General features: G+C 29.6%; 15 protein-coding genes. 14 read left to right on the top strand and 1 reads right to left on the bottom strand.

What is annotated here, in order from left to right:
• Positions 1–7 precede the first annotated feature (7 nt).
• From COL3_RS04990 to COL3_RS04970, 5 genes are all read left to right on the top strand, one after another.
• On the top strand, positions 8–1,375 hold the full coding sequence (locus COL3_RS04990) for an MATE family efflux transporter (protein WP_008425722.1): 1,368 nt from the start codon (positions 8–10) through the stop codon (positions 1,373–1,375).
• Positions 1,376–1,537: 162 nt separating this feature from the next.
• The gene (locus tag COL3_RS04985) at positions 1,538–2,569 is read left to right on the top strand and encodes a phosphodiester glycosidase family protein (protein WP_008425724.1); all 1,032 of its coding nucleotides are present in this window, start codon (positions 1,538–1,540) and stop codon (positions 2,567–2,569) included.
• Positions 2,570–2,581: 12 nt separating this feature from the next.
• Entirely contained in the window at positions 2,582–3,622 is a 1,041-nt protein-coding gene (locus COL3_RS04980; protein WP_008425726.1) for a hypothetical protein, read from the top strand.
• A 145-nt stretch (positions 3,623–3,767) separates the two neighbouring features.
• A complete protein-coding gene (locus tag COL3_RS04975) occupies positions 3,768–4,019 on the top strand; it encodes a TM1266 family iron-only hydrogenase system putative regulator (protein WP_008425728.1) in 252 nt (83 codons plus the stop codon).
• A gap of 105 nt (positions 4,020–4,124) precedes the next feature.
• Complete coding sequence (locus COL3_RS04970; protein WP_008425730.1) at positions 4,125–4,991, top strand: sugar nucleotide-binding protein; 867 nt, start codon at positions 4,125–4,127, stop codon at positions 4,989–4,991.
• Positions 4,992–5,122: 131 nt separating this feature from the next.
• Here COL3_RS04970 and COL3_RS04965 read toward each other — a convergent pair whose 3' ends face one another.
• Entirely contained in the window at positions 5,123–6,175 is a 1,053-nt protein-coding gene (locus COL3_RS04965) for a galactose ABC transporter substrate-binding protein (RefSeq protein WP_008425734.1), read from the bottom strand.
• Positions 6,176–6,411: 236 nt separating this feature from the next.
• Here COL3_RS04965 and nudC point away from each other — a divergent pair, with 236 nt between their 5' ends.
• From nudC to COL3_RS04915, 9 genes are all read left to right on the top strand, one after another.
• The gene (gene nudC / locus COL3_RS04960) at positions 6,412–7,248 is read left to right on the top strand and encodes an NAD(+) diphosphatase (protein WP_008425737.1); all 837 of its coding nucleotides are present in this window, start codon (positions 6,412–6,414) and stop codon (positions 7,246–7,248) included.
• Positions 7,235–7,624, top strand: a complete 390-nt coding sequence (locus COL3_RS04955) for a DUF1801 domain-containing protein (protein WP_008425739.1) — start codon at positions 7,235–7,237, stop codon at positions 7,622–7,624. The genes nudC and COL3_RS04955 overlap by 14 nt, the downstream gene beginning before the upstream one ends.
• 221 nt (positions 7,625–7,845) lie before the next feature.
• Positions 7,846–8,292: a helix-turn-helix domain-containing protein gene (locus tag COL3_RS04950; RefSeq protein WP_008425741.1), complete on the top strand. Its 447-nt coding sequence runs from the start codon at positions 7,846–7,848 to the stop codon at positions 8,290–8,292.
• A gap of 492 nt (positions 8,293–8,784) precedes the next feature.
• Entirely contained in the window at positions 8,785–10,464 is a 1,680-nt protein-coding gene (gene kdpA, locus COL3_RS04940; protein ID WP_008425746.1) for a potassium-transporting ATPase subunit KdpA, read from the top strand.
• A gap of 47 nt (positions 10,465–10,511) precedes the next feature.
• Complete coding sequence (kdpB, locus tag COL3_RS04935; protein WP_008425749.1) at positions 10,512–12,575, top strand: potassium-transporting ATPase subunit KdpB; 2,064 nt, start codon at positions 10,512–10,514, stop codon at positions 12,573–12,575.
• 149 nt (positions 12,576–12,724) lie between these two features.
• A complete protein-coding gene (locus COL3_RS04930) occupies positions 12,725–13,351 on the top strand; it encodes a K(+)-transporting ATPase subunit C (RefSeq protein WP_008425751.1) in 627 nt (208 codons plus the stop codon).
• 83 nt (positions 13,352–13,434) lie between these two features.
• The gene (locus COL3_RS04925) at positions 13,435–16,149 is read left to right on the top strand and encodes a sensor histidine kinase KdpD (RefSeq protein WP_099716570.1); all 2,715 of its coding nucleotides are present in this window, start codon (positions 13,435–13,437) and stop codon (positions 16,147–16,149) included.
• Positions 16,139–16,837, top strand: a complete 699-nt coding sequence (locus tag COL3_RS04920) for a response regulator (protein WP_008425755.1) — start codon at positions 16,139–16,141, stop codon at positions 16,835–16,837. Before COL3_RS04925 ends, COL3_RS04920 begins: the two co-directional genes overlap by 11 nt.
• A 704-nt stretch (positions 16,838–17,541) precedes the next feature.
• The gene (locus COL3_RS04915; protein WP_008425757.1) at positions 17,542–17,856 is read left to right on the top strand and encodes a hypothetical protein; all 315 of its coding nucleotides are present in this window, start codon (positions 17,542–17,544) and stop codon (positions 17,854–17,856) included.
• Positions 17,857–17,873: the final 17 nt, after the last annotated feature.

Here is a 17,873-nt window from a genome sequence, read left to right as displayed (position 1 = left end):
AAAGGTCATGATGATAATTAAGACGTTAAAAAATATAGCAGAAGATAAAAAATTTACACGTAAAGCTATAGCTATAACCATACCGATAACGTTACAAGCTTTACTGAACACTAGTTTAAACCTTGTAGATACTGTAATGATCGGTAGTTTAGGCCAGAGCTCTATTGCAGCAGTTGGGCTTGCAAATAAAGTATTTTTTGTTTTTACCCTGCTTCTTTTTGGAATTGTAAGCGGTTCATCAATTTTAACAGCCCAGTATTTTGGAAAGAGAGATATTAATAATATAAGAAGAGTACTTGGGATGTCATTAATAATGGCCATTATTGGTTCAATTCTTTTTGTAATTCCAAGTTTAATTTGCCCTAAAGCTGTTATGAACATTTTTACACCAAATGAAAATACTATAGCTATTGGTGCAGGATATTTAGCAATTGCAGCAATAAGCTATCCTCTTACAGCAATTACTAATGTTTATGTTGCTCTTTTAAGAGGTGTTAATGAGGTAAAAGCTCCAGTTATTATTACATTGATTTCAATATTCATTAAGATATTATTAAACTATACTTTAATATTTGGACATTTTGGTGTTCCAGCTTTCGGAGTTCAGGGAGAGGCAATTGCAACATTAATTGCTAGGTCAATTGAATGTATGTGTATCCTATCTATAGTGTATTATGGTGGAGGACCTGCAGCTGCAAAGTTTAAGGAACTTTTATCTTTTAATAAAAAATTTGTAAAGCTTTATTTTACAACAGTATCTACAGTTATTTTGAACGAATTTATGTGGGGGTTAGGAGTTACCATGTATTCATTAGTATATGGAAGAATGGGAGATGGAGCTGTGGCAGCTATAACAATAACCCAAACTGTTGAGCAGATAATGACAGTAATATTCCAAGGAATTAGTGCAGCAACTGCAGTTATTTTAGGAAATGAATTAGGAGCTAACAAATTAGAAGAAGCTAAGACTCATGCAAAATACTTTCTTATACTTCAATTTCTCTGTGCTTTAATAATGGGAATGTTATGCTTTATAATTAGAAGCCCATTAATTTCTTTGTTTAATGTATCAGATACTGTAAGCGCTGACATAAGTAAATGCTTAATTATTTTCATAACTTATTTACCATTTAAAATATTTAATTGGGTTAATATAGTTGGGATATTAAGAAGTGGTGGCGATACAAAGGTAGCACTCATGTTAGATATAAGTGGTGTATGGCTTGTTGGAATTCCTTTTGCTTATTTAGGAGGAATGGTGCTCGAGCTGCCAATATACTTTGTATATGCAATGGTTACATTTGAAGAAGTATATAAATTCGTCTTGGGATTTAGGAGATATAAACAAAAAATATGGCTTAGAAACTTAGTTTAAACTATTTATAAAGAGATGTTTTTAGATAGAGAATAAGGATCTATTTATATAATATCTCTTTTAAAATATATTTTTAATTCTTTTGTAAGAAATAGGTAAATAATTTTCTATATAATAGGAAATAATGAGTATAATAGATAAAATATTTTAGGAGAGGAATATATGGATAAACAAATTAACCATAGACCTAGAAAGAGAAAAAAGAAAAAACAAAAGAAATCTAATTTTAAAATACTTTTAAGAGGTCTATTAGATATGCTTATATTTTTAGTTATAACAACACCTCTTGTATTTTTTTTAGGACCGTATGATAATACAAGAAAAACTGTAATTTCAACTGTACTTGCAACAAGGCATGCATATCTAATAAATGATTTAATACCTCAATCTATATTAAATAAAATGCTGGGGATAGATGAAAACAATGACAGTTCAGAAGTTTTTCAAGATATGAAAAAAGTAAATGTTAAATATAAGGTTGGAAATGAGATTAATAGGTATGATATTCACACTCAGAGATTTGATGGGTATATACTAGAAATTAAAAATCCTTTAAAGGTTAAAGTTGCTATGACCAAATTTTTAGGAAAGATGGGGCAAAAAACAAGTGAAATGGCAGAAGATCATGGTGGAATTGCTGCTGTCAACGGGGGATCATTTATAGATAAGTCTTCAGATGGAACAGCCTATGCTGGCACTGGATCTGAGCCTGGTGGATTTGTAATTTCAGGTGGAAAAGTTGTTTATCCGCAAGGAAATGTAAATGAAAACACAGTTGAAAATGTGGTTGCCTTCACAAAGGATGGAGAATTAATAGTTGGAGACCATTCAATTGCGCAGCTTAAAAAACTAAATGTAGTGGAAGCAATGTGTTTTAGAAAACCTAACATAATTATTAATGGCGTAAGGCAGGTAAAAAATAAAACGGAAGAAGGCCTTAATCCTAGAACTGCTGTTGGTCAAAAAGAAGATGGAACAGTAATTTTTTTAGTTATTGATGGACGAAAGGTAACAGCACCTGGAGCAAGTCTATATGATGTTCAGGAAATTATGATGAGCAGGGGAGCTGTTAATGCAGGTGCCCTTGACGGAGGATATTCATCAACAATGTATTATAAAGGTAATGTTATAAATTCCCCTAATGCTTGGGATGGTGAAAGATCCGTTGCAACAGCGTTTTATGTGGAACAGTAGGGGAGGATATTTATGAGAAATATTAAAAGAAGATTAATGTGGTTTATGATTGCATTTGTGCTCCAACAAACTATATTTTTATATGTAGATAAAGTATATTTAGGATCGGATTTGAGCATACAGGCTGAAAGAGTTGATGATGATGATAATGCAGCTGATAAGAAAACAGAAATTAATATAAAAAATGGATTAAATGAAGTTAAGGTTTCCTCAGATGGACGATATGTTTCTTATGTAGACAGCAATAAACTCAAAATATTAGATAGTAATGATGATAAGGAAAAAGAATGTGAAATTGATAATGGTGCAGAAGTTGCATTTTATAAATGGCTAAATAATGAAGATAATATGATTGTTATTCAAAAAATAAAAGAAAATGGAGTGTATTATTTTGAACCAATATCATTTGATGCAAAAAAAGGTGAAGCTAGGGATCTTGCAGATTTCGATTTAAAAAAAGTAAGAATCAAGCTTGATAGTTCAAAAGATGAATTAAGTAACGTTGTATTTTCAACACTGACTCACAGTTTATATATAAAAGTAAGGAAAAGCGATGGAAAATATGATTTATATTATGCGAATGTAATGAATCAATTGAAAAAGGTTAAAAGCGATAAAGTTTTAGGAAGTCTAGTTGTTCCTACAACCAGTACTAATGCTGTAATGGAAGAAGGCGGAAATATCACGATACTAAATGCAAAAGGAAATTTAACAATACCTAATGTTAAAGCTTCAAAGATATTAGGGGCAGACGTTAATGATAATGTATATTTCGGAGAAGTGTCTGGGAATAAGATTAATAAGATATATTATACTGTTTTATCTGATAATAATAGAAAGTGGAATTCACTAAATCTTAAAGAGCCAGTTGATAGAGATGATATAATTCTTGATTACTCTGGAAAAGTTTATATTATTAATAAGTCTGATAGTAGTGTTTTAGAATTAACGAGTAATAAATCTATTAAGTACAAAGGAGATTTTGTTCAATCCTATTCTAAAGGAATTATTTCCAGGGTTGATAATAAATTGTTAAAAAATAAGCTTGAGTAAAATACAATTAGTATACTTTACTTAATGAATAATATATAGAAAATCGAGCAGAATATTAATATACAATTTAAAAATATAGAGTAATAAGATCTTCACTAAATAAGAAGATCTTATTTTTTATTAAAAAACGATGGAGGAATGTAAAGTGTCAAAGTTAGGAGTTGTTAGTGCTATATTAGAGCACCCAAAAGAAGTACAAGATGAATTTAATGATGTTGTTGCATCATTTAGAGGAAGCATTAAAGGAAGAATGGGAATACCATTTGCAGATGAGTTATCAGTCATTTCCATTGCTCTTACAGGGGAAACTGAAGAAGTAATTAATGATTTTTCAGAGCAGCTTGAAAATATTGAAGGTGTAAGTGTGAAAACATCAATAGCAAAAATTGATGTTTAATAATTAAAAACAATACAAAACACTTGAAAACAAGAATTATATAATATAAAATAATATTAACTAATAAATAAGAATAATAAGTAAGTGTATTATGGAGGGGTTAAAATGGAAAAAATATTAATAACAGGTGGAAAAGGATTCTTTTCAAGCAGGTTAGCACTATATTATAAGGGAAAATATGAATTTTTAGTAACAGATAAGGATGAATTAGATATCACTAATGAGGGAAATGTAAATGAAATATTCGAAAAGTTCAATCCAAACATTGTTATTCATGCTGCAGCCGTAGCAGTAACAGATTTCTGTAATAAAAATCCAGAGATTGCTCATAAGATAAATGTTGATGGGGCAATCAATGTCGCAAAAGCAACTAAAAAAGTTGGCGGAAAGCTTGTGTTCATAAGTAGTGAACAAATTTTTAATGGTAATACAAATTCTGGTCCATTTAAGGAAGATGATGAAGCAAAACCTGATACTGTATATGGTCAAAATAAACTTGAAGCAGAAAAATTATTAAAGGAAATTATAGATGAGCTTTGGATAGTTAGATTTACATGGTTATTTGGATTACCTGATAGAAACTGTGGAATGGCAAATAATATATTATGGGAAACAATTAGTAAAATTATAAAAAATGAAAAGATTAATGTGTCAAGTAATGAATTTAGAGGAATGACATATGTTTATAATATGATTGAAAACTTTGAAATTTTATTTAAATCACCTTATGGAACATATCATTTGGGAAGCGAGAACAATCAAAACAGATATGAAGTAGTGAAGAGCATTTTTAGAAAAATTGGTCTTGAAAGTAGAATTGATGATTTAGTTATAGAAGATAGGGAAAAATATAAAACAAATCCAAGAGATATAAGATTAAATTGTGAAAAGGCCCGTTCTGTTGGAATGAAGTTTTATACTACCGATGAAGCGTTAGATTTTTGTATAAAGGAGTATGGAATGAAGTTTTAACAATTTATCTATGAGTAGTTTTGTAAATATTAAGGCTGTTTCTTAATTTTGAAACAGCCAAATTATTTTTGATTTAGGTCTAAAAAAAGATTAGTATAAATTTCATGATTTAAGTTTATTATTTTGCTTAATTACGCTTTATACTCATAATAGGGGAGACGTATTACTTTTCCAGTTTCATCAAAAGTATATTTAGTGCCAGCCAGAGGATAGTTGCCATTAACCATATTCATTCCTACAGTATAAATAGCTTCAGCAGCTTGACGAGGATCTTGTATAACGGTACCTGTCATAAATCCTTTTTTGATTAATTCTCTAGCTTCTGGTATTGCATCAATTCCGACAACTGGAATATAGGTTGATTTATCTCCTTTGAAGTATCCCTGTTTTTGAAGCGCTTCAATAGCGCCAATTGCCATAGCATCATTATTTGAAATTATTGCTTCTATTTTATTACCGTATTTTAACAAAAGTGATTCAGTATTAGTTCGAGCGCATTCCCGATCCCAATTGCAATACCTAAGTGCAAGGAGTTCAGTTTTTATACCTGCGGAATTAATTGTTTGAATTGAATATTTTGTTCGTGCAATTGCTGTTGGATTAAAAGTTTCACCATGTAATAAAATATATTGAAGTGTATTATCGTTATTTTTATCAATGTTCTCTTTATTAGTATTCCAAGCATTAACTATAATTTTTCCTTCTAATTCACCTGATTGTTTTGAGTCTGTGCCTATTATAATAGTTCTATTATGAGACTTTATAAGATTTACTAAAGCGTTAGTTGGATCTAAATATATAATTAATGGAATATTTTTTTCATTTATTTTATTAAAAATGCCTGAAACTGCTTCTGCATTTGCATTAACTAAATCTAAAACTAAAAAATCAAAGTTGTTATTAAGAGCTTTATCAATGGCTTCGTTCTGAGATCCTTGATTTCCATTTGCGTTATGAAAAATAAATTGAACCGTATCTTTATTTTCTTTTTGAATATCCTCTAAATTCTGTTTGACTAGTGAAAGATATTCATCATTAAACGTAGAAAGGAACACTCCTACCTTAACTGTCTTTTTTAAAGTAGAATTTGTATTAGCATAACCATAATTATGAATAGCATCTATAAGAGTTATGGTTGTAAATATAATGATAATAATCCCTATGGCTCTTTTTAATATATTCATTGTAACCTCCGTATAATCTGCTCATTATAATAATTATTTTTAGATTATGTTGTAATTTAAAATTTATTCTGTAGGTTTAAATGGTATAATTAAAATTGATATTAATTAATGCGTAGATTAAAATTTTAATTAATATAACAACCTAAAAGAAATAATGTCTTTTTGAAGTTTTTCAATAATTTATTCAAAAAGTATCAATTTATAGATTATTTTATTTATGGAAGGATTTAGTTAATATGGGCAGTAAATTTAAAATATTATCAGCTACATCAAGGGAAAGAAAATCTGACGATTATTACTTTACTATTCTTGATGGGAGACTATTAGTTAAGAGTGATGAAGGTAGATTAAGTATTCCAATTTTCGAGGAAATAAGAAAGTTGAATATTCAATATGAAAATGAGTTTTTTTTAGGAGCAATAAATAAAAAATCCTGCTTTTGTATAGAAACATATTCTAATTTTGATTTACCAAGTAAATATGAATTAATACCTTTACGTGAAATAGGGCCATTGGTCGATGAAGAATTGTTTTTGATAGCTGGAAGAGCGAATCAAATATTGAATTGGGATAAAACTCATAAGTTTTGCGGTAAATGTGGTTCGAAAACACAAAATAAAAAAGAAGAGTTGGCAAAAGTCTGTCCGAGTTGTGGACATGTAATGTACCCAGTAATCTGTCCAGCAATAATAGTTGCTGTTACAAGAGGTGAAGAAATACTTCTTGCACATAATAGTGGATTTAAAAATAATATGTATAGCTTAATTGCTGGATTCGTTGAAGCCGGTGAAGATTTAATAAGCACTGTAAAAAGAGAAGTTTTCGAGGAAGTTGGAATTAAAATAAAAAATATTAAATTTTTTAATAGCTCCCCATGGTCATTTCCCAATTCATTAATGATTGGGTTCTTTGCAGAATATGAATCAGGAGAAATAAAAGTTGATGGAAAAGAAATAGTACATGCTGATTGGTTTACAAAAGATAATTTTCCAACAATACCAAAGAAATTTACCCTTGCAAGAAAAATAATAGATGAATTCGTTAATAGAGAGGAAAACGATGGAAGAAAATAAGGTTACTTATAAAACAATTGATGAATATATTTTACAGTTTTCTCCTGAAATTCAGGAAATATTAGAAACATTAAGAAAAGTTATAAGAGAAGCGGCACCAGACGCAGAGGAAAAAATAAGTTACCAAATGCCTACTTTTGTGTTGCATGGAAACTTAGTGCATTTTGCAGCTTTTAAAAAACATATAGGATTTTATCCGACTCCTAGTGGAATTAACAAGTTTAAAATTGAATTATCGGAATATAAAGGAGCAAAAGGATCAGTACAATTTCCTATAGAGAAACCGCTGCCTTACGAATTAATAAGCAAGATAGTTAAATTTAGAGTTGATGAAAACAGAAAAAAGGCAGAAGACAAATTAAAAAAGAAGATATAGTTCTGAAAAATCTTTATAAAATCTTTATGTGCTAGAAAATAATCTTAATCCAAATTTTATATTATAAGGAGTATTATTCAAATGTAATAATTTTTTTGAATAATACTCCTTATTTTTTATTTCTAGAATTAATTAATATTAACTTTTACTGGGAATGAAAAAATAATTTTAATGCTTTATAAGCAAATAAAATTAGAAAATATAAGTTAGGAGAAATGATTATGGGAAGAAAAGGTATAAAGATAATAACTTTACACGGTTGTTCAATGGAGGAACTGAGAGAAATGGAAAATTCTTTAGAAAATGAATTTGAAAGAAATATGATAACAGCTGTAATAATGAGATATGAAGGAGTTAGTACTATAAAAATTGCAGAATTATTATTAAAATCTAAACAAACTGTAATTAGTTATATAAAAAGATGGAATGCAGAAGGGTTAAAAGTATTAGGTGAAATACATGGAGGGCGAAAAAGAACTTTTACTTCTGAAATGCTTGACGATTTAATTAATACAGTGCTGAATTTACATCCAAGTGATTTGGGATACAAGAAAAATATGTGGACTTATAAACTTCTTTCAGAATATATCTATAAAAATTATGGAGAAAAATACTCAATTGAATATATACGAGTGCTATTAAAAAGAAACAACTTAAACTATAAATGAATTTATGGTAAATTCGCGAAAAGTCATAAAAATGAATATGAAGTATGAAAAATGCCTATATTTTTGTATAAATTGAAATATAGGGTGCTGATAAAGTATAAATTTTTAACACCAAACAAATAATAAGTTTATAGTGAATAGTTTTTACAATGTATTAATAATCTTTATACAATCTTTATACAGATAGAAATAGTTTTAATCCTATCTTTACATTGCAAGTAGTATTATTCAAATTAAGAAAATAAATAGTGAAGGGAGAAGAATAATGTTAGATGTTGTTTTTTTTGTATTACTAATATTAGGCTTTTGTTCGGCGGCATTATTTGCTAATTGGTGTGAAAAGCAAGTTAATAAATAAAAAATAAATGGGGGAGTATGTATGTGGATTTTAATAGCAATTATAATTTTACTTTTTGGATATTTAAGCTATGCACTATTTAATCCAGAAAAATTTTAGTATTAATGGTTAAGTTAAAACAGGAGGAATAATTTATGGAATGGTTACAAATAATAATATCTTTATTACTTTTTATGCTAATAATAATACCACTTGGAAAGTATTTGTATAAAGTTAGTACTAGCCAAAAAATGTTTGGGGACAAGTTTTTTGATATTATTGATAATTTTATTTATAAAGTATGTAGAATAAAAAAAGATGAGGAAATGAATTGGAAGGAATACGTGTTTTCAATTATTGTAATTAATGCAGTTATGGTATTTATAGGATATATAATACTTAGAGTACAAGGTTTTCTATTTTTAAATCCAAATAAAATAGATGGAATGGAGCAGAGTTTATCTTTTAATACAATTATAAGTTTTATGACAAACACAAATCTTCAAGATTATAGTGGAGAATCAGGTCTTTCTCATTTAAGTCAAATGGTTGTCATCATATTTATGATGTTTACATCTGCAGCAACAGGCTTTGCAGCAGCCCTTGCTTTTATGAGAGGAATAATTGGAAAGAAAACTATGGGAAACTTTTTTGTAGATTTAATAAGAATTACTACAAGAGTTTTATTACCATTTTCAATAGTTATAGGAATTATTTTAGTATCTCAAGGAGTACCACAAACTCTATCAGGCACTAAAACAGTTACTACAATAGAAGGAAAAATGCAAGATATAGCAATGGGGCCTGTAGCAGCTCTTGAAGCTATAAAGCATGTAGGAACAAATGGTGGTGGATTCTTTGGCGCAAATTCAGCGCATCCTTTTGAAAATCCTACACCGTTATCAAATTTAATTGAATTATTATCTATGATGATGCTTCCAGGAGCATTAGTTTATACCTTTGGCTTAATGTTAAAGAATAAAAAACAAGGCTGGGCAATATTTGGTGCAATGGCAGGAATATTTATAATAGCATTACCAATATGTTACTTTGCTGAAAAAGCAGGCAATCCAGCTTTAGCACATATAGGATTAAACCAATTTATGGGTAACATGGAAGGTAAAGAAGTGAGATTTGGGATAGGTCAGTCAGCATTATTTACTACGGTCACTACGGCCTTTACAACAGGAACAGTTAATAATATGCATGATTCACTTACTCCTATAGGTGGTGCAGTTGCTCTTATGAATATGATGCTTAATGTCATATTCGGAGGAAAAGGTGTAGGATTTATGAATATGATGATGTATGCAATTCTTACAGTTTTCTTATGTGGGCTTATGGTTGGAAGAACTCCAGAATTTTTATCAAAGAAGCTTGAAGGCAGGGAAATTAAGCTAGTAGCTTTAGCTATAATCATTCATCCATTTTTAATATTAATGTTTTCAGCTTTAGCTTTAGTGGTTCCGCAAGGGTTAGCAGGAATATCAAATCCAGGGTTTCATGGTTTAAGCCAAATCGTTTATCAATTTACATCATCTGCTGCAAATAATGGTTCGGGATTTGAAGGAATGGCAGATAATACGTTATTTTGGAATACTACAACAGGAATAGTTATGTTCTATGGAAGATATTTATCAATTATAATTCTTCTTTCAGTAGCAGGTTCTTTAGCAGCTAAAAGAACAATTCCAACGACAATAGGAACTTTTAGAACAGATAATACAATGTTTACATTAACTTTAATTGCTATTGTTTTAATAATTGGAGCGTTAACATTTTTACCGGCTTTAGCTCTTGGACCAATAGCAGAGCACTTAACATTGTGGCATTGATAAGACCTTGATTATTATGAAATTAGAAGGCAAGGAGAAAAAATAATATGAGTGATAAAAAAAGAGAATCTAAATTTATTACAAAGGATATATTGAATGAAGCAATTATAGAATCCTTTAAAAAGTTGAATCCTAAATATATGATAAAAAATCCAGTTATGTTTGTAGTTGAAGTAGGTTTTATTATTACTTTATTACTTACATTTTTACCAAGTTTATTTGGCGATCAAGGTAGTAATTTAAGAGTGTACAATTTCATTGTAGCAGTAATATTGTTTATTACAGTACTTTTTGCAAATTTTGCAGAAGCAGTAGCTGAAGGGAGAGGAAAAGCTCAAGCTGAAAATTTAAAGAAAATGCGTAAAGATACTGTAGCAAAACTATTAAATCCTGATGGAACTACTAAAATCATAAATGCAAATGAATTAAAAAGAGGAGATGTAGTTTTAGTTGAAAATGGAGAAATAATTCCTAATGATGGTGAAGTTATAGACGGGATAGCTTCTGTAGATGAATCAGCAATAACTGGTGAATCAGCACCTGTTATGAAAGAACGTGGAGGAGATTTTGCATCAGTTACAGGAGGAACAAAAGTTGTAAGTGACTGGTTAAAGATTGAGATAACAGCAACACCAGGTGAATCATTTTTAGATAAAATGATTTCTCTTGTAGAAGGAGCATCAAGACAAAAGACTCCAAATGAAATTGCGCTTAATACTGTACTTGTTAGCTTAACAATCATATTTCTTATAGTTATTGTTGCACTTTATCCAATGGCTCACTATTCGGGAGTTTCAATTTATATTTCTACTTTAATTGCACTTCTTGTTTGTTTAATACCTACAACAATTGGAGGTTTATTATCAGCAATTGGTATTGCAGGCATGGATAGAGTTACCAAGTTTAATGTCATAGCCATGTCAGGAAAAGCTGTAGAGGCTTGTGGTGATGTAGATACAATGCTTCTTGATAAAACTGGAACTATAACATTTGGTAATAGATTAGCAGCTGATTTTATACCTGTTGGAAAAGCAGATAAGTTAGATTTAATAAATTATTCTGTAATGTGTTCATTAAAAGATGATACACCAGAAGGAAAATCAATAGTTGACCTTGGTAAAAAGAGCAAAGCAACAGTTAATGAAGAAGAATATAAAAACTTAGATTTTATTGAATTTACAGCTCAAACAAGGATGAGTGGAGTAGATTTACGTGATGGCACTGCTATAAGAAAGGGTGCTTCTGATTCTATAAAAAATAGAATAAAAGAAATGGGAGGAGCTATTCCGAATGATTTAGATGAAGCTGTTAATGGAGTATCAAAACTTGGAGGAACACCTCTTGTAGTTTGTGTAAATGACAAAATATATGGAGTTATATATCTTAAGGATACTGTTAAACCAGGTCTTGTTGAAAGATTCCAAAGGCTTAGAGAAATAGGAATAAAAACAGTCATGTGTACAGGAGATAATCCTTTAACTGCAGCAACTATTGCTAAAGAAGCAGGGGTAGATGAATTTATAGCTGAATGTAAACCAGAGGATAAGATTGACGCAATCAAAAAAGAACAAGAACAAGGTAAACTTGTAGCAATGACTGGAGATGGAACTAATGATGCACCAGCTCTAGCACAGGCAGATGTAGGGCTTGCAATGAATAGTGGTACTACAGCAGCTAAAGAAGCAGCTAATATGGTGGATTTAGATTCGGATCCAACAAAAATTCTTGAAGTAGTTGAAATAGGGAAACAGCTATTGATTACAAGAGGTGCTTTAACTACTTTCAGTATTGCTAATGATGTAGCAAAATATTTTGCTATTATACCAGCTATATTTACTGTAGCTATACCTGAAATGCAGGTTATGAATATAATGGGACTTTCAACACCATATAGTGCTATTCTTTCAGCACTTATATTTAACGCAATAATAATACCATTGCTTATTCCAATTGCAATGAGGGGGGTAAAATATAAACCTATGAAGGCAGAAATGATGTTGCTTAGAAATATGCTTATTTATGGAGGCGGGGGAGTACTTGTTCCTTTTATAGGGATAAAGATAATTGATGTGATTATTACTCCACTAGTTAGAATTCTTAATATAGGCTAATTTAGTCAGTTAACAATTTACAGTTGGAGATGAAAGTCGTGGGCTTTCTTTTCAAATGAATGTTTTTTGAGGTTCTGAGATTACAGAACAGTATATTATTATTTAAAAATAAATTAAAGCATGTATTTCAACAAAAAGGAGATTTTTATATGAAAATAATTAAAAAATCTATTCTCGTAAGTATTACTTTAATGATACTTTGTGGGCTAATATATCCTCTTTTAATGACCGGAATAAGTCAGTTGATTTTTAATAAACAAGCTAACGGAAGCATGGTAGTTGTTGATGGAAAAGAAGTTGGATCAGAACTTATAGGACAAAATTTTACAGATCCTAGATTCTTTAGAGGTAGAGTTTCTGCAATAAATTATAACACTTATACAGAAGCTGATACAAAAGTAGATGAAAATGGCAAGTCAGCATATAGTGGTGTAGGTTCAGGATCACAAAACTTAGCGCCTTCTAATGAAGCGCTTAAAGAAAGAGTTGAAAAAGATATTAATGATTTCTTAGATGCACATCCTGGAGTAAAAAAAGAAGATATTCCAACCGATTTATTAACAAGCTCAGGTTCGGGCCTTGATCCAGACATAAGTCCGGAAGCAGCAGCAATTCAAATACCTGCAGTTTCAAAGGCATCTGGAATAAGTGAGGCTGATCTTCACAAAATTGTAGATAAATATACTGAGGGCAGAAGTTTTGGGATATTTGGAGAACCAAGAGTGAATATTGTGAAAGTCAATATTGAACTAGCAACAATTTTAAACAATAAGTAGTTTGACTGTACTATTAATATTAATTACTATATAATTTTACTAAAATATAAGGAATTACTATTTGAGAGTTAGGAGTGATTTAAATAGATATACATGAAAGACCAAATCCAGATTATCTTTTAAATCAAATAAAGAAAGAAGAAACTGAATCTTCAAGAGGAAAACTAAAGATTTTTTTTGGATATGCAGCAGGAGTTGGTAAGAGTTATGCAATGCTTATGGAAGCTCATGATATGAAAAAGATGGGCAAAGATATAGTTATTGGTTATATAGAACCTCATGCTAGACCAGAAACTATGGAATTAGTAGATGGCATTGAGAATATAGGTGTTAAAACGATTGACTATAAAGGAATAACTTTAAAGGAATTCGATTTAGATAAGGCGCTTGCTAGAAAACCTAATATAATATTAGTTGATGAATTAGCCCACACTAATGTTAGAACTGAAAGGCATAGAAAAAGATGGCAGGATATAGAAGAGCTTTTAGAAGCAGGAATAAATGTTTTTACTACATTAAATGTTCAGCATATTGAAAGTTTAAATGATATAGTTGAAAGTATAACTCATATTTCTGTAAGAGAAACAATACCTGATAAGATATTTGATGATGCTGATAAGGTAGAATTAATTGATATTGAACCAGATGAATTGCTTAACAGGTTTAGTGAAGGAAAAGTGTATAGCCAAGAACAAACAAAGAAAGCTTTTAATAACTTTTTTACAAAAAATAATTTATTTGCTCTTAGAGAAATTGCTTTAAGAAGAACGGCTGATAGGGTAAAATATGAAGTCGAAAGTGTAAGGTTATCAAAAGGGCAAATAACTGTAATGCCAACTTCAGATGTGGTTCTTGCATGTATTTCTCCTTCTCCATCATCCACAAGAGTCATAAGAACAGCCACAAGAATGGCAGAAGCACATCACTCAAAATGGATAGCGCTTTATGTTGAAACCACAAAATCGCAAAATTTAAGTAAAGAAGATAAGGAAAGATTAAATGCAAATTTTAATTTGGCAGAACAATTAGGTGGAGAAGTAGTAACAGTATATAGTGATAATATAATTGAGCAAATAATCCAATATGCAAAATTTAGAAATGTAACAAAAATAATTATAGGTAAAAATCATAAAAAACCCAATAATCTATTTCATTTCTATGCAAGAGATATAGTTGACCAGCTTATGGAATCCAATTCTTATATAGATGTTTATGTTATACCAAATTCAACCGTTGATAAAGAAAGAAAAAAAGATGTAAAAACAAATAAGTTTAAATTTGATGTGTCAAGAAAAGAAATTTTAATATCAAGCTTAATAATGTTAGTCTCAACAATAATATCACTAGTTATTGATTATATAGGTTTTAGTGAAGCCAATGTTATTATGGTCTTTATACTAGGCGTTATAATAGTAAATATGAAAACAAGAGGATATATTTTAGGCTTTATTTGCTCAATTATAAGTATATTTTTGTTCAATTTTCTTTTCACAGAGCCAAGGTATTCGTTAGAGGTCTATGATAAAAGTTACTTAGCAACATTTCCTATAATGATAATAGTGACCTTTACCACTGGAACTCTCACAAATAAAATTCAAAAAGAAGCATATAATTCTGCCCAAAGGGAAAATAGAACACAAATTTTATATAGAGTAAGTAGAAAATTATTAAGTGCAACTGGCACTGCAGATGTTGTAGGAATAGGAATAAAATATTTATCAAGATTATTAGAGCGGACTGTAATTTGCTATTTAACTCAAGACAATAAACTTTTAACTCCTTTTATATATACTTCAAATAAAGGAGAAAAAGATAGGACTTTACTAAGTAAGGATGAAGAAGCTGTTGCTCATTGGACATTTTTAAATGATAAAGAAGCAGGGGCTGGTACTAACACATTTTATGGGGCAAAGGGTTATTACATGCCTTTAAAAAGCAATGGAAAAATACTAGGGGTGTTGGGTGTTTCTTGTATTAGTGGAAAACTAAAACCAGAAGAAAAGTTTATTTTTGAAACAGTTGCCAGCCAAATTTATATTGCGCTAGACAGAGAAATTCTTGCTGAAACTCAAAAAAATTCTAAGTTAGAAATTGAAAGTGAAAGATTAAGAAGTAATCTCTTAAGATCAATTTCACATGATTTAAGAAGTCCCCTTGCAGGTATTAAGGGCGCTGTAAGCACAATAATTGAGACCGGAAATCTTATATCAGAGAAGACTAGAATGGAGCTTCTAGAAGGTGTTTATGATGATACAGAGTGGCTTATAAGGTTAGTAGAGAATTTACTCAGTATGACGAGATTTGATGGGGGGAATATGAAAGTTAAGAAGAGCATGGAGATTGTTGAGGAAGTTGTGTATGAGGCAGTTCAAAGAACTTCAAAGCGTTTAAAAAATCATAAAATAAAAGTAAGTGTTCCTGAAAATGTAATTATGGTACCAATGGATGGAAGCTTGATTGAACAAGTGCTTATAAATTTATTTGACAATGCCTTGAAATTTACCCCCAAAGAGTCAATAATAGAGGTAAAAGTTTATGAGAATGAGGAAAATGTAGTATTTAAGGTAATTGATAATGGGATTGGAATAAATGAAGAAATATTACCAAACATATTTGATAGATTTTTTACTAATGGAAATAAAATATCTGATTCGAGTCGAGGCGTGGGGTTAGGACTCGCAATTTGTAAATCAATAGTTGAGGCACATGGTGGAACAATTAGTGCCAAAAACAAAGAAGGAGGAGGAGCTATCTTTAGATTTGATATTCCAAAGGAGGATATTATAGATGGACAATAAACCGTACATTCTTGTAGTTGAAGATGATAAGCCAATTAGAAATTTTATAACAACATCTTTGAAGGTGCAAGGATATGATTATATAGAAACTGACAAGGGGGTAGAAGCTATATCCTTGTCAATGTCATATAAACCTGATTTAATAATATTGGATTTAGGTCTTCCAGATATTGATGGAATTGAAGTTGTCACAAAAGTAAGGGAATGGTCGAAGGTTCCTATAATAATTGTATCAGCAAGAGAAAACGAAAGGCAGAAAATAGAAGCATTGGACAAAGGAGCGGATGATTACTTGACTAAGCCTTTTGGAATTGGAGAGCTTCTAGCTAGAGTTAGAGTATCATTACGACATAGTGTAATAACATCTAGTGAAAAGGAAAATATGGATACCTTTAAAGTTAAGGGTTTAATAGTTGACTTCAATAAACGAAAAGTAACCATAGATAATGAAGACATACATTTAACTCCTATAGAATATAAAATAATGGCCCTTCTTTGTAAATACTCAGGAAAGGTATTAACTCATAATTTTATTATAAATGAAATATGGGGAGCAGCACTAGGAAATGAAACACAGTCCCTTAGAGTATTTATGGCAAGTCTCAGAAGAAAAATAGAAAAGAATCCAGCTCAGCCTCAGTATATTTATACAGAAGTTGGAGTGGGGTATAGGTTAGTGGATGATTAATGTTTTAAATTAAAAAATCTAAAACTTGCATAATTTTTATTATCGATGTCAATAATTATTTATGAAAACATAATAACCCCACCTAATAAAAAGGGGATAGTATTTGTAATTTTGGAAATACTATCTTCTTTTTAAATTTAGTTGAATGAATTGTTTAATAAAATTTATTATTGAAAATAAGTTTTCTTCTTATCCATATTATTGAAATGTATATATTGCTTTGGTAATGTTTTTGATATATAATTTAACTATACTTAAATATATTTCAAACTTGTATTAAAATCTTTTTAATGATTTTAATACATAGCCATTTTTTATTAATCTAGCTAGTAAGGCATTAGATACTGTAAATAGTATTTAATGCCTTATAATATTTTCATTACTATATGATAATTAATAATTATAAGATTAGCATAGTTGTAAAAAGTTTTACATTTTAATACATTTATACCTTGATTAACAATTTTATAAATTAAATGTAATTTGTATTGACTTTTTACATTTATGGGTATATAATAACATTAAACGTAATGGTTAATGGCAAGGGCGTCTAATATTGTGATATTAGACGTCCTTTTTTATTATGAATAATTGTTATGACAATGGAGTCAATTTTAAGTAAATTGGTTCTATTTTTTTATTATTGAGAAATTTGGGTTTTACTGGAGAAGAAAAAAGAATGTGTGATGAAAGGAGGGATAAATATGAAAATAAAAAATACAGTTGCTGCTACTGATAAATCCAAAGTAATTATCATTAATATTCTTTTTGCAAGTAGCATAATAATTATTTTTTTGGGAATATTTTTTAGCATTTTTAGTTTTGTAAATAATATTAATTTTAAAATTCTAAGCTCTTCAATTCCAGGAGCGGTATTTGGATTTTTAGTTTTTTATTTAGGAATAAGATATTATCTATCTGTAACTAAGTTAAAGGGAGAGTTATACAAAACTTCTTCAAAATTTTCCTGGAGCAATTTTAAAAGCAAGAAAACAAAAAAGATTGTTTCCACAAAATGACACAAAATTAATTTTTA

The organism is Clostridium sp. LS (assembly GCF_002760435.1).
GTDB lineage: Bacteria > Bacillota > Clostridia > Clostridiales > Clostridiaceae > Clostridium.
The sequence above is the reverse complement of the archived record's forward strand: the minus strand, read 5'-3'. Positions and strand labels throughout refer to the sequence as shown.